This window comes from Streptomyces sp. NPDC053541 (assembly GCF_044544705.1).
Lineage (GTDB): Bacteria > Actinomycetota > Actinomycetes > Streptomycetales > Streptomycetaceae > Streptomyces.
The window spans coordinates 133,173-156,130 of record NZ_JBITXM010000004.1 but is presented as its reverse complement, the minus strand read 5'-3'; the positions used below and the strand labels follow the sequence as shown (position 1 = coordinate 156,130).

Annotated in this window: 20 protein-coding genes; 11 read left to right on the top strand and 9 right to left on the bottom strand. The window is 72.2% G+C overall.

What is annotated here, in order from left to right:
* Positions 1-368 precede the first annotated feature (368 nt).
* Positions 369-713, top strand: coding sequence for a WhiB family transcriptional regulator (locus ACIGW2_RS11235; RefSeq protein ID WP_046910200.1), 345 nt, complete (start codon positions 369-371; stop codon positions 711-713).
* A gap of 134 nt (positions 714-847) precedes the next feature.
* Here ACIGW2_RS11235 and ACIGW2_RS11230 read toward each other — a convergent pair whose 3' ends face one another.
* A complete protein-coding gene (locus tag ACIGW2_RS11230) occupies positions 848-2,224 on the bottom strand; it encodes an ArsA family ATPase (RefSeq protein WP_399843512.1) in 1,377 nt (458 codons plus the stop codon).
* Between the two features lie 86 nt (positions 2,225-2,310).
* On the bottom strand, positions 2,311-3,273 hold the full coding sequence (locus ACIGW2_RS11225; protein WP_399842899.1) for an ArsA family ATPase: 963 nt from the start codon (positions 3,271-3,273) through the stop codon (positions 2,311-2,313).
* A gap of 157 nt (positions 3,274-3,430) precedes the next feature.
* On the opposite strand from ACIGW2_RS11225, the gene ACIGW2_RS11220 reads away from it, so the two are divergent.
* The 5 genes from ACIGW2_RS11220 (at position 3,431) to ACIGW2_RS11200 (ending at position 7,235) form a co-directional block, all read left to right on the top strand.
* On the top strand, positions 3,431-3,592 hold the full coding sequence (locus ACIGW2_RS11220) for a DUF4177 domain-containing protein (RefSeq protein ID WP_005314434.1): 162 nt from the start codon (positions 3,431-3,433) through the stop codon (positions 3,590-3,592).
* The gene (locus ACIGW2_RS11215; RefSeq protein ID WP_356067605.1) at positions 3,589-4,065 is read left to right on the top strand and encodes a RidA family protein; all 477 of its coding nucleotides are present in this window, start codon (positions 3,589-3,591) and stop codon (positions 4,063-4,065) included. Before ACIGW2_RS11220 ends, ACIGW2_RS11215 begins: the two co-directional genes overlap by 4 nt.
* Before the next feature lie 91 nt (positions 4,066-4,156).
* The gene (locus ACIGW2_RS11210; RefSeq protein WP_399842897.1) at positions 4,157-5,281 is read left to right on the top strand and encodes an NUDIX hydrolase; all 1,125 of its coding nucleotides are present in this window, start codon (positions 4,157-4,159) and stop codon (positions 5,279-5,281) included.
* A complete protein-coding gene (locus ACIGW2_RS11205; RefSeq protein WP_361584989.1) occupies positions 5,278-6,108 on the top strand; it encodes an MBL fold metallo-hydrolase in 831 nt (276 codons plus the stop codon). Before ACIGW2_RS11210 ends, ACIGW2_RS11205 begins: the two co-directional genes overlap by 4 nt.
* A gap of 242 nt (positions 6,109-6,350) precedes the next feature.
* Positions 6,351-7,235: a prohibitin family protein gene (locus tag ACIGW2_RS11200; RefSeq protein WP_391654190.1), complete on the top strand. Its 885-nt coding sequence runs from the start codon at positions 6,351-6,353 to the stop codon at positions 7,233-7,235.
* A gap of 76 nt (positions 7,236-7,311) precedes the next feature.
* Here the strand turns inward: ACIGW2_RS11200 and ACIGW2_RS11195 are convergent, their stop codons facing one another.
* The gene (locus tag ACIGW2_RS11195; RefSeq protein ID WP_046910193.1) at positions 7,312-7,986 is read right to left on the bottom strand and encodes a Crp/Fnr family transcriptional regulator; all 675 of its coding nucleotides are present in this window, start codon (positions 7,984-7,986) and stop codon (positions 7,312-7,314) included.
* A gap of 249 nt (positions 7,987-8,235) precedes the next feature.
* On the opposite strand from ACIGW2_RS11195, the gene nth reads away from it, so the two are divergent.
* Genes nth through ACIGW2_RS11180 form a run of 3 tightly spaced genes read left to right on the top strand, consistent with a single transcriptional unit; the run spans position 8,236 to position 11,223 of the window.
* Entirely contained in the window at positions 8,236-9,216 is a 981-nt protein-coding gene (nth, locus tag ACIGW2_RS11190) for an endonuclease III (RefSeq protein WP_391654191.1), read from the top strand.
* 60 nt (positions 9,217-9,276) lie between these two features.
* Positions 9,277-9,975: an NUDIX hydrolase gene (locus ACIGW2_RS11185; protein ID WP_399842895.1), complete on the top strand. Its 699-nt coding sequence runs from the start codon at positions 9,277-9,279 to the stop codon at positions 9,973-9,975.
* 48 nt (positions 9,976-10,023) lie between these two features.
* Positions 10,024-11,223, top strand: a complete 1,200-nt coding sequence (locus ACIGW2_RS11180; RefSeq protein ID WP_391654193.1) for a MarP family serine protease — start codon at positions 10,024-10,026, stop codon at positions 11,221-11,223.
* A 367-nt stretch (positions 11,224-11,590) separates the two neighbouring features.
* On the opposite strand, the gene ACIGW2_RS11175 is transcribed toward ACIGW2_RS11180, so the two are convergent.
* The 5 genes from ACIGW2_RS11175 to ACIGW2_RS11155 form a co-directional block, all read right to left on the bottom strand.
* Positions 11,591-12,541 carry an alpha/beta fold hydrolase gene (locus ACIGW2_RS11175; RefSeq protein WP_391654195.1) on the bottom strand — a complete coding sequence of 317 codons (951 nt, stop codon included), beginning with the start codon at positions 12,539-12,541 and terminating at the stop codon, positions 11,591-11,593.
* Entirely contained in the window at positions 12,538-13,035 is a 498-nt protein-coding gene (locus ACIGW2_RS11170) for a phage holin family protein (RefSeq protein ID WP_399842891.1), read from the bottom strand. Before ACIGW2_RS11170 ends, ACIGW2_RS11175 begins: the two co-directional genes overlap by 4 nt.
* Before the next feature lie 37 nt (positions 13,036-13,072).
* Positions 13,073-14,476 carry a Na+/H+ antiporter NhaA gene (gene nhaA / locus ACIGW2_RS11165; RefSeq protein ID WP_399842889.1) on the bottom strand — a complete coding sequence of 468 codons (1,404 nt, stop codon included), beginning with the start codon at positions 14,474-14,476 and terminating at the stop codon, positions 13,073-13,075.
* 260 nt (positions 14,477-14,736) lie between these two features.
* Positions 14,737-16,692, bottom strand: coding sequence for an acetate--CoA ligase (gene acs / locus ACIGW2_RS11160; RefSeq protein ID WP_399842887.1), 1,956 nt, complete (start codon positions 16,690-16,692; stop codon positions 14,737-14,739).
* A 195-nt stretch (positions 16,693-16,887) separates the two neighbouring features.
* The gene (locus ACIGW2_RS11155; protein ID WP_399842885.1) at positions 16,888-19,323 is read right to left on the bottom strand and encodes a SulP family inorganic anion transporter; all 2,436 of its coding nucleotides are present in this window, start codon (positions 19,321-19,323) and stop codon (positions 16,888-16,890) included.
* A 319-nt stretch (positions 19,324-19,642) separates the two neighbouring features.
* Between ACIGW2_RS11155 and ACIGW2_RS11150 the strand changes: the two genes are divergently transcribed.
* Positions 19,643-20,962, top strand: coding sequence for a hypothetical protein (locus tag ACIGW2_RS11150; protein ID WP_399842882.1), 1,320 nt, complete (start codon positions 19,643-19,645; stop codon positions 20,960-20,962).
* Between the two features lie 40 nt (positions 20,963-21,002).
* Here ACIGW2_RS11150 and ACIGW2_RS11145 read toward each other — a convergent pair whose 3' ends face one another.
* Positions 21,003-21,989, bottom strand: a complete 987-nt coding sequence (locus ACIGW2_RS11145; protein ID WP_391654201.1) for an ATP-binding protein — start codon at positions 21,987-21,989, stop codon at positions 21,003-21,005.
* A gap of 102 nt (positions 21,990-22,091) precedes the next feature.
* Here ACIGW2_RS11145 and ACIGW2_RS11140 point away from each other — a divergent pair, with 102 nt between their 5' ends.
* Entirely contained in the window at positions 22,092-22,910 is an 819-nt protein-coding gene (locus ACIGW2_RS11140; protein WP_356067578.1) for an oxidoreductase, read from the top strand.
* Positions 22,911-22,958 lie beyond the last annotated feature (48 nt).

The window sequence follows — 22,958 nt, the reverse complement described above, 5'->3', positions numbered from 1 at the left end:
CCGCAACGCGAAGGGCCGACGTTCCCATTCGCCGGACACACGTATATGCCTTGGCCTAAGCTGCTCCCAACTGTCACAGCAGTGAGGTCCCGCATCAAGACCCGTGCGTGGCGTCGGCAGGAATTCCCGCGTCCCCGAAGCGCGGTGGCTTCGTGCCTGAATCCGGCTCATGTCCGTTAGATGCGGCATGTCCTGGCGTCACTCCCCTGGGTGATCTGCCGGGCACGCATAGTCCGTTCGGGCCATTCAAGATTGGGCCCGAAGGGGGTGTTGCGCTGTCCCCACCTTCCGTAACGTCCCAACTGGCAGCGGTGAATATGCCGCTACCGCCGTGGGGGAGCCTCGATTCGGGAGAGGACGGCGCCGGTATGGGCTGGGTAGCTGACTGGAGTGCGCAGGCGGCCTGCCGCACTACCGATCCGGATGAACTTTTCGTGCAGGGCGCGGCGCAGAACAGGGCGAAGGCGGTGTGCACCGGGTGTCCGGTGCGGACCGAGTGTCTCGCCGACGCCCTCGACAACCGCGTGGAATTCGGCGTGTGGGGCGGCATGACGGAGCGCGAACGGCGCGCCCTGCTGCGCCGCCGGCCGACCGTCACGTCGTGGCGCCGGCTTCTGGAGACCGCGCGCACCGAGTACGAGCGGGGAGCGGGCCTGCTTCCCGTGGCGATGGACGACGACGCGACGTACGAGACGTACGCGGCGGTGGGCTAGTCCCAGCGGGCCCTACGGGTGCCACAGGCATCCGGACAGCACGGGCCCCGGCAGCACGGGCCTCAGGGCCCACGGCCTGCCGCCCCGCGGCACACCGCACCACACGGCGTCGTGCCGGTCGGGCGTGCCCGTCCTCAGGGCATGCGGCCTGCCGCGAGGCGCTCTCCGATGGCCCGCAGCCCGTCGAGGTCGTGCACATCGCCGGGCAGGGCGGCCACTTCGGCGACGGCCACCTCCGGGTGGAGCGCGGTGAAACGGTCCCGCGTGCGCTGCTCGCGCGCGAGCACCTGCATCCGCTCGGCATGGAGACGGAGCAGTCCTGCGGTCAGGCGCTGAACGTTCGTGTCCGGGTACGGCGTATCCGTGTCGACGGCTTGGGCATCCGGGTCCGCTCCGGCTGTGGGGGCAGCCTCGGACTCGGGACGTGCGGCGGCGGTGGCGAGGTCTGCGGTGGGGTCCGCAGAGGGATCTGACGGCTCGGGAGAGGTGGCACGGGAGCCACGCCCAGTAGGTTTCCCGGCGCCCTGATCCACAATGCGCCCCTCGTCAAGATTTTCCGCGGCGGCCCGCGCCCGCTCGGCCGAGAGCCGGGACGCACCGCTGCCGTGGACCCGGTTGAGGACGATCCCGGCGAGCGGCATCTCCTCCGCGGCCAGCCGCTCCACGAAATACGCCGCCTCGCGCAGCGCGTCCCGCTCCGGCGTGGCGACCACGAGGAAGGCCGTGCCCGGAGCCTGGAGCAGCTTGTACGTGGCGTCCGCGCGGGTCCGGAAACCGCCGAACATGGTGTCCATCGCCGCCACGAAGGTCTGCACGTCCTTCAGGAACTGACCCCCCAGCAGCTTCCCGAGCGTCCCGGTCATCATCGACATGCCGACGTTGAGGAACTTCATCCCCGCCCGGCCGCCCACCTTCGCGGGCGCCATCAGCAGTTTGATGAACGTGCCGTCCAGGAAGGAACCGAGCCGCTTCGGCGCGTCCAGGAAGTCGAGCGCCGACCGCGACGGCGGCGTGTCGACCACGATCAGGTCCCACTCGTCCTTGGCCCGGAGCTGGCCCAGCTTCTCCATCGCCATGTACTCCTGCGTACCGGCGAAACCGGCCGACAGGGACTGGTAGAAGGGGTTCTCCAGGATCGCCCGGGCCCGGTCGGCGTCCGCGTGCGCTTCGACGATCTCGTCGAAGGTGCGCTTCATGTCGAGCATCATCGCGTGCAGCTCGCCGCCGTCGCTGCCCTTGATGCCCTCCACCTTGCGCGGCACGTTGTCGAGCGAGTCGATGCCCATCGACTGGGCCAGCCGGCGCGCCGGGTCGATGGTGAGCACGACGACCCGCCGGCCGCGCTCCGCCGCCCGCACGCCGAGCGCCGCCGCCGTCGTCGTCTTGCCGACCCCGCCCGCGCCGCAGCACACCACGATGCGCGTCTTCGGGTCGTCGAGCAGCGGGTCCACGTCCAGGACCGCCACGCCGTCCAGACCGCCGCCCGGAGCCCCGCCCCCGAGGGCCGCCACCTCCAGCCCCTCGTCGCCGGCGCCCGTGCCCGGCCCCGCACCCGTGCCCGCGGCGGCCTTCGGCGACCGCCCCGCCGTGCCCTGCGTCACGCGCCCACCCCTTGTCCGCGCAGCTCCTTCGCCAGCCGGTACAGACCGGCGATGTCCGCCCCGTCCCCCAGGTAGGGCAGTTCGTACGACGGGACGCCGATGGCGTCCAGCGCCTCCCGCTGGGCCCGCTCCAGCTCCACCCGCTGGGCGTGCTCGGCCGCCTGCTCCAGCAGGGGCTCGACCAGCCTCGTGCCGCCCTTCACGCCGACGGACGCCAGCGTGTCGGCGATGGCCTCGCGGTGGGCGCCGGAGGCGGCCCGTACCGCCGCCTCGTCGAGGACGTGCGGGCGCACCATGTTCACCACCACGCGGCCCACCGGCAGTTCGGCGGCGCGCAGCTCGGCGATGCCGTCCGCGGTCTCCTGGACCGGCATCTCCTCCAGGAGCGTCACCAGGTGCACCGCGGTGTCCGGGGACTTCAGGAAGCGCATGATCGCCTGGGCCTGGTTGTGTATCGGGCCGATCCTCGCCAGTCCGGCCACCTCGTCGTTGACGTTGAGGAAGCGGGTGATGCGGCCGGTCGGCGGGGCGTCCATCACCACGTAGTCGTACGTGAAGCCGCCGTGCTTCTCGCGGCGGCGGACCGCCTCGCAGGCCTTGCCCGTCAGCAGCACGTCCCGCACGCCCGGCGCTATCGTCGTCGCGAAGTCGATCGCGCCCAGCTTCTTCAGGGCCCGGCCCGCACTGCCCAGCTTGTAGAACATCTGGAGGTAGTCGAGGAGGGCCCGCTCGGCGTCGATGGCCAGCGCGAACACCTCGCCGCCGCCCGGCGCGACGGCGATCTTCCGCTCCTCGTACGGCAGCGCCTCCGTCTCGAAGAGCTGCGCGATGCCCTGCCTGCCCTCCACCTCGACGAGGAGGGTCCGCTTGCCCTCCCTGGCGAGGGCGAGCGCGAGTGCGGCGGCGACCGTCGTCTTACCGGTACCGCCCTTGCCGCTGACGACCTGGAGCCTGCTCACGTCTTCGAGCCTAACCACTGCCGGCCCGCCCCAATCAAAGGGCCGCCCCGGACGCGCCCCCCGAACCTGCCGCCCGATCACCTAGGGGATCACCCGGTGGTCCCCTCCCGGGGACCGCCTCGGCGGAGTGCCCCCGCGCAGCGGCTACAGTCGGCTCATGACCAAGTGGGAGTACGCGACTGTGCCGCTGCTGGTGCACGCGACGAAGCAGATTCTTGACACCTGGGGCGAGGACGGCTGGGAGCTCGTCCAGGTCGTGCCGGGCCCGAACAACCCCGAGCAGCTCGTGGCCTACCTGAAGCGGGAGAAGTCCTCGTGAGCGGGGCCGGTGCCGTCGAGGCGAAGATCGCCGAGCTGGGCCTGACGCTGCCCGAGGTCGTCCCGCCGATCGCGGCCTACCAGCCGGCCGTGCAGTCCGGCGTGTACGTCTACACCTCGGGCCAGCTCCCGATGGTGGCCGGCAAGCTTCCGGTGACCGGCAAGGTCGGCGCCGAGGTCACGGCCGAGGAGGCCAAGGAACTCGCCGCCACCTGCGCGCTCAACGCGCTCGCGGCCGTGAAGTCGGTCGCCGGTGACCTGGACCGGATCAAGCGTGTCGTGAAGGTGGTCGGCTTCGTCGCCTCCGCCCCCGACTTCACCGGCCAGCCCGGCGTCATCAACGGGGCCAGCGAGCTGCTCGGCGCCGTCCTCGGCGACAAGGGCGTGCACGCGCGCAGTGCCGTCGGCGTCACGGTCCTCCCGCTGGACGCCCCGGTCGAGGTCGAGGTCCAGGTGGAGCTCGAGCAGGCCTGAGGCCCGCACCGCCCCCGTCGCGGAGCCGGTTCCTCCCTCCCGGGAGGAATCGGCTCTCGTGCATTCCGATGCTTGCGCATAGCATCCGGCCATGCCGAATGGTGAGACGAACGGAACGGCGAGCGGGCCGGCCAACGGACCGGTGAACGTGCCGACGAGCGGACCGGCGGGCGCGCCGGCGAGCGAGCCGAGCAGCGGCGCCCGGCCGAACGGACAGTGGTACCCACCGGAGTGGCCCGGACTCATCCGCGCCCTCGCCGCCGGCGAGCTGGTCCCCGCGACGCCCCGGCGGGCCGCCACCGTGCTGCTCCTCAAGGACGGCGCCGACGGCCCGCTGGTCCACATGCTGCGCCGGCGCACCTCCATGGCCTTCGCGGGCGGCGCCTACGCCTACCCCGGCGGCGGCGTGGACCCGCGCGACGAGCACCCGGTGCGCTGGGCGGGCCCCGCCCGCGAGGAGTGGGCGGCCCGCCTCGGCCTCGCCGACCCCGCGCAGGCCCAGGCCGTGGTCTGCGCCGCCGTGCGCGAGACGTACGAGGAGGCGGGCGTCCTGCTCGCCGGGGAGACCCCGGACACGGTCGTCGGCGACACGACCGGCGAGGACTGGGAGAAGGACCGCGCGGCGCTGGTCGCCCGCGAGCTGTCCTTCGCCGACTTCCTCGACCGGCGCGGGCTCGTCCTGCGGTCCGACCTGCTCGGCGCCTGGGCGCGCTGGATCACGCCGGAGTTCGAGCCCCGGCGTTACGACACCTGGTTCTTCGTCGCCGCCCTCCCGGCCGGCCAGCGCACCCGCAACGCCTCCACCGAGGCCGACCGGACCGTCTGGATCCGGCCCGCCGACGCCGCCGCCGGCTACGACCGCGGCGAGCTCACGATGATGCCGCCGACCATCTCGACCCTCCGCGCCCTCGCTCCGTACGGCACCGCCGCCGCTGCCCTGGCCGCGGCGGCGGACCAGGACATGGCCCCGGTCCTCGCGCAGGCGCGCGTGGAGGGGGACGAGGTGATCCTGAGCTGGCCGGGGCACGACGAGTTCACCAAGCACGTCCCCGCGACCGGGGAGGCCCCCGCAGACCCCACCGCCGCCCGTCCGGCCACGGCGGGACCGGCCACCGCGGCAGGACCGGCCACCACGGCAGGCCCGACCGCCGCCCGTCCGGCCACCGAGGACGCCACGCCTGACGGGCCCGCAGCGGGGGAAGGAGGCACGATATGAGCGACGCCCACACCCTCCCCGGACAGCCGCGCGGGGCCGTCGTCTCCGGGCCCGCGACCGCCCGCGCCGTCAACGTCCTCGCGCCGAACCCGTCCGCGATGACCCTGGACGGCACCAACACCTGGATCGTCGCCGAGCCGGACTCCGACCTCGCCGTCGTCATCGACCCCGGGCCGCTCGACGAGGGGCACCTGCGCCGTGTCGTCGCCACCGCCGAGGGGCTCGGCAAGCGGATCGGGCTCACCCTGCTCACCCACGGGCACCCCGACCACGCCGAGGGCGCGGCCCGCTTCGCCGAGCTGACCCGCACCAAGGTGCGGGCCCTCGACCCGGCGCTCCGGCTCGGGGACGAGGGCCTGGCGGAGGGCGACGTGATCACCACGGGCGGGCTCGAACTCCGGGTCGTCCCGACCCCCGGCCACACCTCCGACTCGCTCTCCTTCCACCTCCCGGCCGACCGGGCGGTGCTGACCGGCGACACGATCCTGGGCCGCGGCACGACGATCGTGGCCCACCCGGACGGGCGGCTCGGCCAGTACCTGGAGTCGCTGCGGCGGCTGCGCTCGCTCACGCTCGACGACGGGGTGCGGACCGTGCTGCCCGGGCACGGGCCGGTCCTGGAGGACGCGCAGGGCGCCGTGGAGTTCTACCTCGCCCACCGCGCCAGCCGGCTCGCCCAGGTCGAGACGGCCGTCGAGAACGGTCTGCGGACCGCCCCCGAGGTCGTGGCCCACGTCTACGCGGACGTCGACCGCTCCCTCTGGCCGGCCGCCGAGCTCTCCGTACGGGCGCAGCTGGACTATCTGAAGGAGCACGGCCTGATCTGAGCCCCGGGCCCCGGACCTGATCCGAGCCCGGGGTCCCGGGCCTGATCCGAGCGGTGGGGCCGGGTCTGGTCCCCGCCGGCCCGGGCCTGATCCGAGCCCGGGGCCCCGAGCCACGGGTCCCGGGTCCCGGGCCTGATCCGAGCCCAGGCCCTGGGACTCACGCCCCGGCCCCGGAACCTTCCGGCCTCCCCGTGTGTCTTACGCTCCGCTTACATCTGGCCGTAGCTCTCGGGGGGAAGCCCGTGTTCGTCATAGCCATCCTGCTGGTCATCACGGCGGTGGTGCTCTACATCGTCGGCCGTGTCAACGACACCCGCGGCCTGAAGCTCGGCGCCGTCGGCGCCCTGCTCGCCGCCGTCTTCTCGCTGATCGTGAGCATGACCTACGTCATCAGCGCGTACGAGGTCGGCGTCCCGGTCGCCTTCGGCAAGGTCGGTACGCCGATGACCTCCGGCATGCACCTGAAGTCGCCGTTCACGAACGTCACCACCTTCTCCACCCGGCCCGTCGACCTCAACCTCTCCGACAAGGACGTGGTCGAGGTCCGCTCCTCGCAGGGCGGCGTGATGTACGCCGAGGTCACCGTGAAGTGGGCGGTCCACCCGTCCAAGGCGGTCGAGCTGTACAAGCTGGCCGGCAGCGAGGACGCCATCCAGCAGCGCCTGGTCTACCCGGACAGCCGCGAGATCGTGCGGAACGTCTTCGCCCGCTACACCAGCGAGCAGGGGTACGCCTCGGACCGCGAGAAGATCAACGCGGAGATCGCCGGGCTCATCAAGGAGCGGCTGGCCCCGCGCGGCATCGACGTCACGACCGTGAACCTGCGCAACGTGAAGCCCTCGCAGGCCCTGCAGGACCAGATCGACCGCAAGATCCAGCAGCAGCAGGCCACCGAGCGGGCCCTGGAGGCCTCCCGTACGGCCAAGGCGGAGGCCGACCGGCGCCGCATCGAGGCGGAGGGCATCGCCCGCGCCAACAAGATCCTCAACGACTCGCTGACCGACAAGGTCCTGATGAACCAGTGCATCGACGCCTACAAGGAGGCCGCGGCGAAGAACCCGGTCTACGCGGTGCCGTGCGGCGGCGGCGGCTCGAATCCGCTGATCGTGGACGGTACGAAGCGCTGATCACCCGTCCCGCGGACGCGGAAGGGGCCGCCCGGGCGAACCGGGCGGCCCCTTTCCCGTACGTACGGGGTGCTGCTCAGCGCGAGCGCTTCGCGAGGCGCTCCACGTCCAGCAGGATCACGGCGCGGGCCTCCAGGCGCAGCCAGCCGCGCTGGGCGAAGTCGGCGAGCGCCTTGTTGACCGTCTCGCGGGAGGCGCCGACCAGCTGGGCCAGCTCCTCCTGGGTGAGGTCGTGGACGACGTGGATGCCCTCCTCCGACTGCACGCCGAAGCGGCGCGACAGGTCGAGGAGCGCCCGGGCGACACGGCCGGGCACGTCGGAGAAGACCAGGTCGGACATCTGGTCGTTGGTCTTGCGCAGGCGGCGGGCGACGGCGCGCAGCAGGGCGCTGGCCACCTCGGGCCGGGCGTTCAGCCAGGGCTGGAGGTCGCCGTGGCCGAGGCCGAGCAGCTTGACCTCGGTCAGCGCGGTCGCGGTGGCGGTGCGCGGGCCCGGGTCGAACAGGGACAGCTCGCCGATCAGCTCGCCGGGGCCGAGCACGGCCAGCATGTTCTCGCGGCCGTCGGGCGAGGTGCGGTGCAGCTTCACCTTGCCCTCGGTGACCACGTAGAGCCGGTCGCCCGGGTCGCCCTCGTGGAAGAGTGCGTCGCCTCGGGCCAGCGTCGCCTCACTCATCGAGGCGCGCAGCTCAGCGGCCTGCTCGTCGTCGAGCGCCGCGAACAGCGGGGCGCGCCGCAGAACGTCGTCCACGAGTTCTCTCCTATGTCGACCTCAGTGCGATCAATCACAACAAGTTTGACGCACCGGACCGCCTTTCCGTACGTCAGGGGCCCGATTGGGTCGTGATCGGGGGCACGCGGGGCGGATGTCGGTGGCGGCCCCTAGGCTGGCCGGGTGTCCAACTCGCCGGTGAGAGCACAGGCCAAGGGGGCTGGAAGAGTGCGGGACGAAGACAATTCCGCTGTGGGCGAACGCGGCGCGTCGAAACAGACGAATGCGATGAAAAGCCCCCGGAGCGGGCCGGCAGGACCCGACAAACCGGCCGATGCCGAGACGGGTGGGACGGCTCCGGTGAAGCCCGCCGCGAAGAAGGTCGCGGCGAGGCGGACCGGCGGGAAAAGGGCCACGGAGGAGACCCTCACGAAGACCACCGTGAAGCCCGCCGCGAAGAAGGCCGCGGCGAGGAAGACCGGTTCCGTGAAGCCGGCCAAGCCGGAGTCGCACCTCGCCATGGTGCGGCGGGCCCGGAAGATCAACCGGGAGCTGGCCGAGGTCTACCCGTACGCCCATCCCGAGCTCGACTTCCGCAACCCCTTCGAGCTGCTCGTCGCCACGGTCCTCTCCGCCCAGACCACGGACCTGCGGGTCAACCAGACCACGCCGGCCCTCTTCGCGAGGTACCCGACCCCCGAGGACCTGGCCGCGGCCGTGCCCGAGGAAGTCGAGGAGCTGATCCGGCCCACCGGCTTCTTCCGCGCCAAGACCAAGTCGATCATGGGGCTCGCCACCGCCCTCCGGGACGACTTCGGCGGCGAGGTGCCCGGCCGGCTCGAAGACCTGGTCAAGCTGCCCGGCGTCGGCAGGAAGACGGCCTTCGTCGTCCTCGGCAACGCCTTCGGGGTGCCCGGCATCACCGTCGACACCCACTTCATGCGGCTGGCCCGGCGCTGGAAGTGGACCGAGTCCGACGACCCGGTGAAGATCGAGGCCGAGGTCGCCGGGATCTTCCCGAAGAGCGACTGGACGATGCTCTCGCACCGGGTGATCTTCCACGGGCGCCGCATCTGCCACGCCCGGCGGCCCGCGTGCGGTGCCTGCCCGATCACCCACCTCTGCCCCTCGTACGGCGAGGGCGAGACCGATCCCGAGAAGGCGCGCAAGCTCCTCAAGTACGAGAAGGGCGGCTTCCCGGGCCAGCGGCTCAACCCGCCGCCCGACTACCCGGGCCGGCCCGCGCCGCCGCTGGGCGCCGACTCCTGAGCCGGGAACGAACCGGAAGGCCGACCGCGTTGAGCAACACGGGATGAGACGGGGGTGCCGATGACGCGCACGGGTGAAGACGTCCAGGGCTCGGGCGGCCTGCTCAGCCGGGCGGGGCTGCCCGACTGGCTGGCGCCGGTCGACCACGCCGCCCGCACGGTCGCGCCGGAGCAACTGAGCCGCTTCCTGCCGCCCGAGGACGGCGCGGGGCGGCAGTCCGCCGTGCTCGTCCTCTTCGGCGAGGGCACGCGCGGCCCGGAGCTGCTGCTGATGGAGCGCTCCGGCAGCCTCCGCTCGCACGCGGGCCAGCCCTCCTTCCCGGGTGGCGCCCTCGACCCCGAGGACGGCGATCCGGCGGAGGGCGGGCTGCTGCGGGCCGCGCTGCGCGAGGCCCGCGAGGAGACCGGCCTGGACCCGGCCGGTGTCCAGCTGTTCGGGGTGCTGCCCCGCCTCTACATCCCGGTGAGCGGATTCGTCGTCACGCCCGTCCTCGGCTGGTGGCGGGTCCCCAGCCCGGTCGGGGTCGTCGACCCCGCCGAGACCGCCCGGGTCTTCACCGTCCCCGTGGCGGATCTCACGGACCCCGCGAACCGAGCCCTCGCCGTCCACCCGCTCGGCCACGAAGGCCCCGCATTCCTCGTCGAATCGGCCCTGGTCTGGGGTTTTACCGCGGGTGTGATCGACCGCATCCTGCACTTCGCAGGCTGGGAGCGCCCCTGGGACCGGTCGAAGCGGGTCCCGCTCGACTGGAGGGCATGACAGGCTGGCCCCGGGGCGACCGATGACGAATCTGCGAGGCTATTGACGGTGAACGTGCTGGACATCCTGTTGCTGCTCGCCGCCGTCTGGTTCGCGATCATCGGTTATCGCCAGGGGTTCGTCGTGGGCATCCTCTCGGTGATCGGCTTCCTCGGCGGCGGCCTGGTCGCCGTTCTGCTGCTGCCGGTGCTCTGGAACCAGCTCACCGACCACAGCGAGGTCACCACCACCGCCACGGTGATCTTCGTGATGGTCGTGATCATCTGTGCCTCGGTCGGCCAGGCCTTCACCACCCACCTGGGCAGCAAGCTGCGCCGGCACATCACCTGGACGCCCGCCCGCGTTCTGGACGCCACCGGCGGCGCCCTGGTCAACGTGGTCGCGATGCTCCTGGTCGCCTGGCTCATCGGCACCGCCCTGGCCGGCACGGCCATGCCCACCCTGGGCAAGGAGGTGCGCGGCTCCCGGGTGCTGCTCGGGGTCGACCAGGTGATGCCGGATCAGGCACCGGGCTGGTTCTCGGACTTCACCTCCGCGCTCGCCCAGAACGGCTTCCCGCAGGTCTTCAGCCCCTTCTCCAACGAGCCCATCACCGAGGTGCTGCCGCCCGACCCGGCGCTCGCCGGCAGCCCGGTGGCCGCCCGCGCCCAGGACTCCATCGTCAAGGTCGTCGGCACCGCACCCAGCTGCGGCAAGGTCCTCGAAGGCACCGGCTTCGTCTTCGCCGACCGCCGGGTCATGACCAACGCCCACGTCGTCGGCGGGGTCGACGAGCCGACCGTCCAGATCGGCGGCGAGGGCAGGCTCCACGACGCCAAGGTCGTCCTCTACGACTGGAAGCGCGACATCGCCGTCCTCGACGTGCCCGATCTCAAGGCCCGCCCGCTGGAGTTCGCCGACCAGGACGCCCGCAGCGGCGACAACGCGATCGTCGCCGGCTTCCCCGAGAACGGCGCCTACGACGTGCGTTCGGCGCGCGTCCGCGGCCGGATCGCCGCCGAGGGCCCCGACATCTACCACCGCGGCGAGGTGCGCAGGGACGTGTACTCGCTGTACGCGACGGTCCGTCAGGGCAACTCCGGCGGACCGCTGCTGACCGCCGACGGCAAGGTGTACGGCGTCATCTTCGCCCGCTCCCTGGACGACGCCAACACGGGTTACGCGCTGACGGTCGACGAGATCCGCGACGACATCCTCCGCGGCCGCTCGGCCGCCCAGCAGGTCGACAGCCAGGGCTGCGCCCTGTAGGGGGTGTCACCGCGCCGTCCCGGTGCGCGGCAGCGCGGCAGCGCGGCGGGACGGCGGTGCGGCGGCTTAGGTACGAGCGTGGCGCAGCCGGGCCGACATCCAGCGGGCCCGGCGGCGGAGGATGCGCGAGATCCCCACGGTCCCCGCCGGGTGCGGATGGCCCTGGTCCTGCGTGCCGCCGCCCCGCTCCGGGGCCCCGGAGCCGCCGATCGAGCGGCGGTCGCGTGCTGTGTCACTGTAGTCGTGCGTCCAGCCCATACCCGGACGTCTGCCCGGGGCCCAAGGTCGGTAACCGCCCCGGGGGCCGCCAATTGGAGTATGCGCGAGGCACATGGCAGTTCGACGGACGCCCGTGCGCCGCCGCGGCTCAGCGGTCGGGCTCGGGGTCCTTCAGCCAGTTGACGAGCTCGGTGGTGAACGCCACCGGGTCCTCCTCGTGGGGGAAGTGCCCGAGGCCGTCGAAGAGCCGCCAGCGGTAGGGCGCCTCCACGTACTCCCCGGAGCCGGCCGCGCTACGGGTCCGCATCACGGGGTCGAGCGAACCGTGCAGGTGCAGCGTGGGCACCCGTACCGGCCGCTTCATGCGCCGGTTGAACTGGACGCCGTCCGGGCGGGCCAGCGAGCGCACCATCCAGCGGTACGGCTCGATGGAGCAGTGCGCGGTCGACGGGATGCACATGGCCCGGCGGTAGACCGCGAGGGCCTCCTCCTCGTCGTCCGTCGTCCGCGGGTTGGGCCCGGACCAGTCCTGGATGAGCCGGCCCACGAGCGCCGCCTCGTCGGCGACGAGCTGACGCTCCGGCAGCCACGGGCGCTGGAAGCCCCACACGTAGGAACCGGCGCGGGTCTGTGCGAAGTCGGAGAGCATCGCGGAGCGCCAGCGGCGGGGGTGCGGCATCGAGGACACGGCGAGCCGGCGCACCAGCTTGGGGCGCATCACGGCGGCCGTCCAGGCGAGGTAGCCACCCAGGTCGTGTCCGACGAGGGCGGCGTCCGGCTCGCCGAGCGAGCGGATCACGCCGGTGATGTCGAGGGCCAGGTTGGCTGGGTCGTAACCGCGCGGTGTGCGGTCGCTGCCGCCGACGCCCCGCAGGTCCATGGCCACGGCCCGGAAACCGGCCTCGGCGAGCGCGGGCAGCTGGTGCCGCCAGGTCCACCAGAACTGCGGGAAGCCGTGCAGCAGCAGCACCAAGGGGCCGTCGCCCATCTCGGCGATGTGGAAACGGGCGCCGTTGGCCGCCACGTCGCGGTGGGTCCACGGTCCGTCGATGCGGACGGGGCTCCCGCCGTTGGCGCTGCTGCTCTCAGGGACGGTCATGCGGACGAGCGTGCCACAGTCGCGCCCTTCTCCAGGGCGATCCGGGCCGCGTCGGCCTCCACCGTTCGCGGGTGCGGCTTGACGTTCTGCATGATCGCCGCGGTCCGCTTGGCGGAGTCGATGGTCTTCTCCGGCTTCTTGACCTTCTTGAACTTGGCGACCGCGACGGCCCCGAGCAGGCCCGCGAGCAGCACGTTGAAGGCGAAGGACAGCAGGAAGCACCAGACCAGGTTCCAGCCGCCGTTGCCGTTGTGCCCGCCGGTCCAGGTGTTGATGGCGTAGGCGAGCGCGAAGCTCAGCATCGGGAGCGAGAACAGCAGCACCACCAGGGCGCCGATGCCGAGGATCGCGCCCATGCCGCCGCGCTTCACGTCCTGGCGGATCTCGGCCTTCGCGAGGGCGATCTCGTCGTGCACCAGGGCGGACATCTCGGCGGTCGCCGAGGCGACCAGCTGGCCGAGGCTGCGCTCGGTTCCGTCGAACGGGTCGCTCATGGCTGCTCCCTCTTCTCCTGTTTCGTCTGCCCTCAGATCATGCCGGACGGTCGCCCTCTGCGCGCGATGCCCCCGCCAGTTGGGCGCGCTGTCGGTGTTCGGCGGCCTTCCGCTCGTAGATCGCGGCCATCCGCAGGTGGTATTCGGGGGTGTGCTCCTCGTAGACGTCCGGGATGCCGTCCTGGTCGTCGTCGCGCTCCTCCTCCACGACCAGCGCCTGGTACGTGCGGACCCGCAGCTTCAGCAGGACGGAGGCGAACATGGCGGCTATCAGGGAGCCGGCCAGGACCGCGGCCTTCACCTGGCTGGTCTGCGCCGGGTCGTCCTCGAAGGCCAGCTCGCCGATGAGCAGCGAGACGGTGAAGCCGATGCCGGCGAGCGCGGAGACGGCGAAGACGTCCGGCCAGGCAAGGTCGGGGTTGAGCTCCGCCCGGGTGAAGCGGGCGGTCAGCCAGGTGCCGCCGAAGATGCCGACCGCCTTGCCGACGACGAGTCCGAGGACCACGCCGAGGGTGACGGGCTCGGTGAACACCTCGCCGAGGCTCTTGCCGGAGACGGTGACGCCGGCGGAGAACAGGGCGAACAGCGGCACGGCGAGCCCGGCGGACAGCGGCCGGACGAGGTGCTCGATGTGCTCGCCGGGGGAGTGTTCCTCGCCCTCGAGGGTGGTGCAGCGCAGCATCAGGCCCATGGCGACGCCCGCGATGGTGGCGTGGACGCCGCTGTTGTACATCAGGCCCCAGATGACCAGGGCCAGCGGCACGTACACGTACCAGCCGCGGACGCCCTTGCGCAGCAGCAGCCAGAAGACGACGAGACCGGCGAAGGCGCCGCCGAGGGCGGCGAAGTTGAGGTCGCTGGTGAAGAAGACCGCGATGATGATGATCGCGAGGAGGTCGTCCACGACGGCGAGGGTGAGCAGGAAGGCCCGCAGCGCCGAGGGCAGCGAGGTGCCGATCACGGCGAGGACGGCGAGCGCGAAGGCGATGTCGGTGGCGGTGGGCACGGCCCAGCCGTCGCCGCTGCCGCCGCCGGTGACGTTGACCAGGGTGTAGACCAGGGCGGGCACCGCCATGCCGCATATCGCGGCGATGACGGGGAGCGCGGCGGCCTTGGGGTCGCGCAGCTCGCCCGCGACGAGCTCTCGCTTGAGCTCGATGCCGGCCACGAAGAAGAAGATCGCGAGCAGCCCGTCCGCGGCCCAGTGCTGCACGGACAGGTCGAGTCCGAGGGCGGCCGGCCCCAGGTGGAAGTCCTGTACGGCCGTGTAGCTGTCCTTCAGCGGGGTGTTGGCCCACAGGAGCGCGGCGACCGCGGCGACCAGGAGCAGCACACCGCCGACGGTCTCGGTGCGCAGCGCGTCGGTGAGGAAGCGGCGCTCGGGCAGCGAGAGGCGGCCGAGGAACCTGCGGTCGGTGGGCGGGGGCGCGGACGCGGGCACGGTGAGAACCTCCGGTCGGTGGGCAGGGCTTAGCACATGCCGACCAGACTTCCCGGCGCACCCAGATGTTCTTCTCGCGTCACTGACGCGATCCTTACTTTACCTAAAGGTGCCCGGTGGTGTCCGGTGATCTTCACTTTAGGTGCATAGGCGGACACCGGCACCCCCTGTGGACAACGCCCTGTGGACAACCGCGCCGGCATGCGGAAGCGCCCGCCCCGGATGCTTCGGGACGGGCGCTCACCTGCGGTTCTGTCGGATCAGTCCTCGCTCGGCGCGGCCGGCAGCTTGGTCTGGATGAGGTCCATGACCGAGGAGTCCGTCAGGGTCGTGACGTCGCCCAGCTCGCGGTTCTCGGCGACGTCGCGGAGCAGCCGGCGCATGATCTTGCCGGAGCGGGTCTTGGGCAGCTCGGCCACCGGCAGGATCCGCTTGGGCTTGGCGATCGGGCCGAGGGTCGCGCCGACGTGGTTGCGCAGGTCGGTGACGAGGCCCTCGTCCTCGCTGGCCGTGCCGCGCAGGATGACGAAGGCGACGATGGCCTGGCCGGTCGTCTCGTCGGCGGCGCCGACCACGGCGGCCTCGGCCACGGAGGGGTGGGAGACCAGCGCGGACTCGACCTCGGTGGTGGAGATGTTGTGGCCCGAGACGAGCATGACGTCGTCGACCCGGCCGAGCAGCCAGATGTCGCCGTCGTCGTCCTTCTTGGCGCCGTCGCCCGCGAAGTACGTGCCCTCGAAGCGGGACCAGTAGGTGTCGATGAAGCGCTGGTCGTCGCCCCAGATGGTGCGGAGCATCGACGGCCACGGCTCGGTGAGGACCAGGTAGCCGCCACCCCCGTTCGGCACCTCGTTCGCCTCGTCGTCGACGACGGTGGCGGAGATGCCGGGCAGCGGGCGCTGCGCGGAGCCCGGCTTGGTCTCGGTGACGCCGGGCAGCGGCGAGATCATCATCGCGCCGGTCTCGGTCTGCCACCAGGTGTCCACGATCGGGCAGCGGTCGGCGCCGATGTGCTTGCGGTACCAGACCCACGCCTCGGGGTTGATCGGCTCGCCGACCGAGCCGAGGACGCGCAGCGACGACAGGTCGAACTTCGCGGGGATGTCGTCGCCCCACTTCATGAACGTGCGGATCGCGGTCGGCGCCGTGTAGAGGATGGTGACGCCGTACTTCTGCACGATCTCCCAGAACCGGCCCTGGTGCGGGGTGTCCGGGGTGCCCTCGTACATGACCTGCGTCGCGCCGTTGGCCAGCGGCCCGTAGACGATGTACGAGTGGCCGGTGACCCAGCCGATGTCGGCGGTGCACCAGTAGACGTCGGTCTCCGGCTTGAGGTCGAAGACGGCGTGGTGGGTGTAGGCGGCCTGGGTCAGATAGCCGCCGGAGGTGTGCAGGATGCCCTTCGGCTTACCCGTGGTGCCCGAGGTGTAGAGGATGAAGAGCGGGTGTTCGGCCGGGAACGCCTCGGGGGTGTGCTCGGCGGACTGGCGGGCGACGATGTCGTCCCACCACACGTCGCGGCCCTCGGTGAAGGCGGTGTCCTGGCCGGTGCGGCGGACCACGAGGACGTGCTCCACCTGCGGGCACTTGGTCAGCGCCTCGTCGATGGCCGGCTTGAGCGCGGACGGCTTGCCACGGCGGTAGCCGCCGTCGGCGGTGACGACCAGCTTGGCGTCGGCGTCCTGGATCCGGGAGGCGACGGCGTCGGCCGAGAAGCCGCCGAAGACCACCGAGTGGGCGGCGCCGATCCGGGCGCAGGCCAGCATGGTGACCGCGGCCTCGGGGATCATCGGAAGGTAGACGGCGACCCGGTCGCCCTTGCGGACGCCCAGCTCGGTCAGGGCGTTGGCGGCCCGCGAGACCTCGTCCTTGAGCTCGGCGTAGGTGAGGGAGCGGCTGTCGCCCGGTTCGCCCTCGAAGTGGATGGCGACCCGGTCGCCGAGGCCGGCCTCGACGTGCCGGTCCACGCAGTTGTACGCGACGTTGAGCTCGCCGTCGGCGAACCACTTGGCGAACGGCGGGTTGGACCAGTCGAGGGTCTCCGTCGGTGCGGTGGCCCAGCTGAGCCGCTTGGCCTGCTCGGCCCAGAAGCCCAGCCTGTCCGCCTTGGCCTGCTCGTACGCCTCCGCCGTGACATTGGCGTGCGCGGCCAGCTCGGCGGGCGGCGCGAAGCGGCGCTCTTCCTTGAGCAGATTGGCCAAGGATTCGTTGCTCACGACATCTCCCTTTCCCAGGGCGTCCTATGTGCCTGTGTGTCCCGCGTCATAGCTCATCAGGCAGATGCCCGGGTGACAAGAGCCTCCGGGCAATTGGTTTAGACCTGTGGGGTGACATGCGGAGGTGACCCCTCCCTCCCCGAGCGGAAGGGAGCGAGGGGTCACACACTTGCACGCACCGGCGGAACGGAAGGTTCAGGACGCGCGCGCCGCCGGGCGCGTCCAGGCCCCCGCCGCCGTGCCGCCCGCCGCGGGCGGCACGTGGTTGAACACGTCGTCGTAGCTGTGCACCTCGTCGGTGCCGGCCAGCAGATAGGCCTGCGCCTCGCCCACGTGGAAGTACATCCCGTGCAGCGTCAGCGTCCCCTCGGCGATCCGCCGCGCGACCGACTCGTACGCCCGCAGGTGCTCCAGCTGCTGCACCACATTCGTCAGGCACAACTGTTCGACCACGTCGGCGGGCAGCCGGCCGGAGATCCGCGCCCACGCGTGGCGCCGGCTCGCCATCCGCTCCAGGCTCGGCAGACCGTGCCGCAGCCACCGCCGCAGCGGGCTCGGCGGGTCGTCCGGGCCGCTGCTCAGCAGGGCCTGCATCGCACCGCAGCCCGAGTGCCCGCAGACCGTGATCGACTCGACCCGCAGCACCTCCACCGCGTACTCGATCGCCGCGGCCACCGAGTCGTCCCCGCTCTCCTCGCCCGGCAGCGGCACCAGATTGCCCACATTGCGCACGGTGAACAGATCGCCCGGGCCACTGGAGGTGATCATGCTCGTCACGACCCGGGAATCGGCGCAGGTCAGGAAGAGCTGCGAGGGCCGCTGCCCCTCCCGGGCCAGCCGCGCCAGCTCGTCGCGCACCAGCGGCGCGGTGTCCCGCTGGAAGGCACCGATACCGCTCGCCAGCCGGTGCCCGGTGGTCCCGGCGGCCGGCTCCTCGCCGTCCTCCGCGCCCTCGGCCCCGGCGGGCCGCTGCTCCAGGCACTGGTGGTTGCGCCACGGCGTCCACGGACGGCAGCAGGTGTGCGCCCCCGCGGACCCGCCGGAGCCGTCCTCCGCGCCCGAACGCGCCCCGTGGGACCCGGTGTCGGCGATCCGCCCGCCACCGGGACCGGTGGTCTCCACCGTCCCGCCGTGCGCCAGATGGGACGCCTGCCAGTCGTGCAGCGCCTCGTAGGCGGCATGGTCCATGAACGAGCCGTCCAGCTCCACGACCGCGTCGGCACCGGCCGGGATCTGGTGCAGCGCACGGCTCAGCCGCGGTACCGCGAGAAAGGTCAACTGGCCGCGGATCCGCACCACATGGCACCCGTCCCGCTCCTCGTGGGTGATCCTGGTGCGGGCCAGCCGGTGCAGCGCGACCGCGACCGCCACCGCGATCCCCAGGGCCACGCCCTCGAGAATCCCGACGAACACCACGCCCGCCAGCGTCACCGCGTACACCAGCACTTCACGATGACGGGTGACCGTCCGGATGTGCGTGATGCTGACCATCTGGATGCCGACCACCATCACCAGGGCGGCCAGCGCGGGCAGCGGGATGAGGTCGAGGACCGGCACCGCGAACAGCGCCGCCAGCACGACCCACACGCCGTGCAGTATCGAGGAGTTGCGGCTGACCGCCCCTGCGGAGACGTTCGCGACGCTGCGCACCGCGACCCCCGCCACCGGGAGACCGCCGAGCGCGCCGGACACCATGTTCGCCGCGCCCTGGCCCGCGAGTTCGCGGTCCAGCCGGGAGCGCGGCGCGGCGCCGCCGCCGGTCTCCGCGGCCCGCTTCGCCACCAGCTTGTCGACCGCGACGGCCGACAGCAGCGACTGCACGCTGGTGACCAGCGTGATCGTGAGCACCCCGGCCGCGATGCCGAGCACCGGCCCCTCCGGCAGCCCGGGAAGGGCGTGGCTGCTCCACGAGGGCAGGTCCACCCGGGGCACGGCCAGCCCGGCGAGGGCGGCGGTCGCGGTCGCGGCGGCCACCGCGACGAGCGCGGCGGGCGCCGTGCGCAGCAGCCGTCCCGTACGCCCGGGAAGCCGTGGCCAGAGCAGCAGCAGGGCGATCGTGAGGGCGCTGACGGCGAGCGCGGCGCCGGAGGCGTGGGCGAGCTGGGCGGGAAGCCCCAGCGCGTTGTCCACGGCGGAGCTCTGGGGGGTGCCGCCGAGCACGACGTGCAGTTGGGCGAGGGCGATGGTGACGCCGATGCCGGCCAGCATGCCGTGCACGATCGCGGGGGAGACGGCGAGTGCGGAGCGGGCCACCCGCAGGGCGGAGAGGCCGAGTTGGGCCAGCCCGGCGAGGACCGTGATGGCGCAGGTGGTGCGCCAGCCGTAGCGCTGGATCAGCTCGGCGGTGACCACGGTCAGTCCGGCGGCCGGGCCGCTGACCTGGAGCGGTGAGCCGCCGAGGCGCCCGGCGACGATGCCGCCGACGGCGGCGGCCACCAGGCCGGCCTGGAGCGGCGCGCCGGTGGCGAGGGCGATGCCGAGGGAGAGCGGCAGCGCGATGAGGAACACGGTCACCGACGCGGACAGGTCGGCGCCGGCGAGGTGGAAGCGGCGGCGCGGTCGGTCCGGCGGGCTGTGCGGCCGCTGGACGCGGGGCCGGTTCATCGTGCGGGCAGGGCTGGTGAGGGTCATGTTCCCGTCTCCTCCGTAGGGGCGCGTGGCGCGGCTCGTGCGGGGTGCAAGCGGCGGGTACAGCGATCACGTACTAACGCTCGGTAAATGAATGGTAATGGAGGGTAAAGTCTCCGGCATTATTTTCGGGGCAAACAGGGCAATGATTCACCGGATCCGGTGACAGAACGTGGTCATGCCGCTTGTCGTTGCCGCGTTCCCGGCGTCGTGGTGCGAGGTTGACGCCGCTTGTACGGCTTGTACGGAAATCCGAGGAAACCGTACGAACGGGCAGGCGAAGACCGCGCGACCGAGGACGCAACCGAGGAGAGGTGGGCGGATGTCAGCCGCCGCGAGAAGGACCACTGTCCAGAAGAGGGCGCTCGCCGTCGGCGCCCTCGCCGTCGCCCTCACGGCCGGGCTCGCCGGCTGCTCGGGCTCCGGCGGTTCCGCCCCCCAGGGGGCGCCGGGCGGTACGGGTGCCAAGAAGGGCCCGGCCGCGGCGCCGCAGAGCGCGGTCCGGCTGATCGGCGACGGCTCCACCGCCTTCACCGGCGCGCAGCCCCACCAGCCGAGCTGGCAGCGCCTGAAGCCGGGTCAGGAGCCGCCGCAGTTCGTGGTGTTCTCCTGGGACGGCGCCGGCGAGGACAGCCAGAAGCTGTTCTCTCACTTCCGCAAGGTCGGCAAGCAGTACGGCGCGACCATGACCTACTTCCTCAGCGGCGTCTACCTGCTCCCGGAGTCCAAGCGCGAGCTGTACGACCCGCCCCAGCACTCCCCGGGCCGCTCGGACATCGGCTTCAACGACGTCGAGGGCATCCGCGACACCGTGCGCGAACTGCGCGGCGCCTGGGAGGAGGGCAACGAGATCGGCACCCACTTCAACGGGCACTTCTGCGGCAAGGACGGGGGCGTGGGCACCTGGTCGGTCGAGGAGTGGAAGAGCGAGATCAACCAGGCCAAGTCCTTCGTCAAGCACTGGAAGACCAACGCCGGCCTGAAGGCGGAGAAGCCGCTTCCGTTCGACTACGACAAGGAGCTCGTCGGCGCCCGCACCCCGTGCCTGGAGGGCCGCGCGAACTTCGTGAAGGCGGCGTCCCAGATGGGCTTCCGCTACGACACCAGCGGGGTCAACGACCAGATCTGGCCCAAGAAGGACCAGGGTCTCTGGGACCTGTCGATGCAGCTCGTCCCGGTCCCCGGCCGCGCCTTCCAGACGCTGTCGATGGACTACAACTTCCTGGTCAACCAGTCCGGTACGACGCAGGGCGACCCCTCGCGGCACGAGTACTGGGGCAACCAGATGCGGGACGGACTGGTGCAGGCCTTCGAGCGCTCCTACCGGGGCAACCGGGCGCCGCTGATCATCGGCAACCACTTCGAGTCCTGGAACGGCGGCACCTACATGCGCGCCATCGAGCAGACGATCGCCACGGTCTGCGTGCAGAAGGACGTCAAGTGCGTCTCCTTCCGCCAGCTCGCCGACTGGCTCGACGCCCAGGACCCGGCCGTCCTCGCCAAGCTCCGCACCCTGAAGGTCGGCGAGGCCCCGGCGGGCGGCTGGCAGTCCTTCCTCGCCCCGCAGCCCGCCGCCCCGGCCGGAGCCCCGGCGGGAGCGGCGGGCACGACGGGCGCCGTGAAGCCGGCCGAGCGGCGCTGAGCCCCGAGCCGCGCCGCGGCCGAGCGGCCGGTCCGTGTCGTCAGCTCGGCTGCGGCACGGCCAGGCGCTCGTCCAGGACGAAACCGGGGTCGACCTGCGCCGCCAGGTCGGCCCCGGTCTTGGCGTTGCCCCAGCTCTCCGCGTTGCGCAGGTGGAAGTGCACCATCTGGCGCGTGTAGCGCTCCCAGTCGCGGTGGGCGTACGAGTCGTCCGCCGCGTCCCGCAGGGTCTGCAGGGCCGTGCGGTTGCCGGCCTCCAGGAGCTCGAAGAGCGGCGGGCGGCCCTTCTCCATCGAGCGCACCCAGTCGGAGTGGCCGACCGTCACCAGCAGGTCGTCACCGACCTCCGCGCGCAGGAACTCGACGTCGTCCGGGCCCTGCACCTTGTTGCCGACGACCTTCAGCGCGACCCCGAAGTCCCGCGCGTACTCCTTGTACTGGCGGTAGACGGACACGCCCTTGCGGGTCGGCTCGGCCACCAGGAAGGTCATGTCGAAGCGGGTGAACATGCCGGAGGCGAAGGAGTCCGAACCGGCGGTCATGTCGACCACGACGTACTCGTCCGGCCCGTCCACCAGGTGGTTCAGGCACAGCTCCACCGCGCCGACCTTGGAGTGGTAGCAGGCGACCCCGAGGTCCGACTCGGTGAACGGGCCCGTCGCCATCAGCCGGATCGTGTCCCCGTCCAGCGTCACCGGGCGCGCGCAGGCCTCGTACACCGGGTTGTCCTCGCGGACCCGGAGCAGCCGCGAGCCTGCCCCGGGCGGCGTCGTCTTGATCATCGTGTCGGCGGAGGCGATCCGCGGGTTGTCGCCCCGCAGGTAGTCCTTGATCAGCGGCAGGTGCGCCCCCATGGCGGGCAGCGCGGCGGCCTCGTCGTCGGAGAGGCCGAGCGCCGCCCCGAGGTGCTGGTTGATGTCGGCGTCGACCGCCATGACCGGGGAGCCGGCGGCGGCGAGGTGTCGGATGAAGAGCGAGGACAGCGTCGTCTTGCCGCTGCCGCCCTTCCCCACGAAAGCGATCTTCATGTTCACCTAGCGTAGTGGTGTGCGTGCCGTGCGTGGTCGTGTCGCGTGAAGAAGACCACTCCAAGGTGGGGCGCGAGCCGCAGGCGCGTAGCCTCCCTACTTATGAGTACGCACGCCTCTGACCCCCTGGCCGCCCTCGGCTCCCTGCCGGGCGTCGCCGATTCGGTGGACTCCGTACGCAAGGCCGTCGACCGGGTCTACGGCCACCGTGTGATGCGCCGCCGCAGCAACGAGATCACCTCCGAGGCGGCGCTGCGCGGGGCGCGCGCCTCCGCCGCGCTCGCGGGCGCCGACTGGGCCCTGGAGGAGGTCCGCCGGCGCACCGACTTCGGCGCGGACCCCGAGGCCCGCACCGTCGGCGCGGCGCTGCGGCTGAGCGCGGAGAGCGGGCAGCTGCTCTCCATCTGGCGGCAGTCGCCGCTGCGGGTGCTCGCCCGGCTGCACCTGGTCGCCGAGGGCGAGCCGCGCGAGTCCACGGGGCGCCCGCGGCAGGCGGGCGAGCCGGTGGACGAGCCGCTGGTCGAGGCGCCGTTGCCGGACCCGGCCGAGGTCTCGGGCCGGCTCGACGGCCTCGCCGACCTGATCATCGCGGGCGGTGCCGCCCCGGCGCTCGTCACGGCCGCCGTGGTGCACGGCGAACTGCTCGCCCTGCGCCCCTTCGTCTCGCACAACGGCCTGGTCGCGCGGGCGGCGGAGCGGATCGTGCTGATCGGCAGCGGACTCGACCCGAAGGCGATCTGTCCGGCCGAGGTCGGGCACGCGGAGCTCGGCCGGGCGGCCTATCTCGCGGCCTTCGAGGGCTACCTGTCCGGGACCCCGGAGGGCATGGGGGCCTGGATCGCGCACTGCGGGCGCGCGGTGGAACTCGGGGTGCGGGAGTCGACGGCGGTCTGCGAGGCGCTGCAGCGCGGCGCGGCCTGAGCGGCCCGGAAGGGTCCCGGTTCCCGCCCGGACATGGGTTGCGGCGGT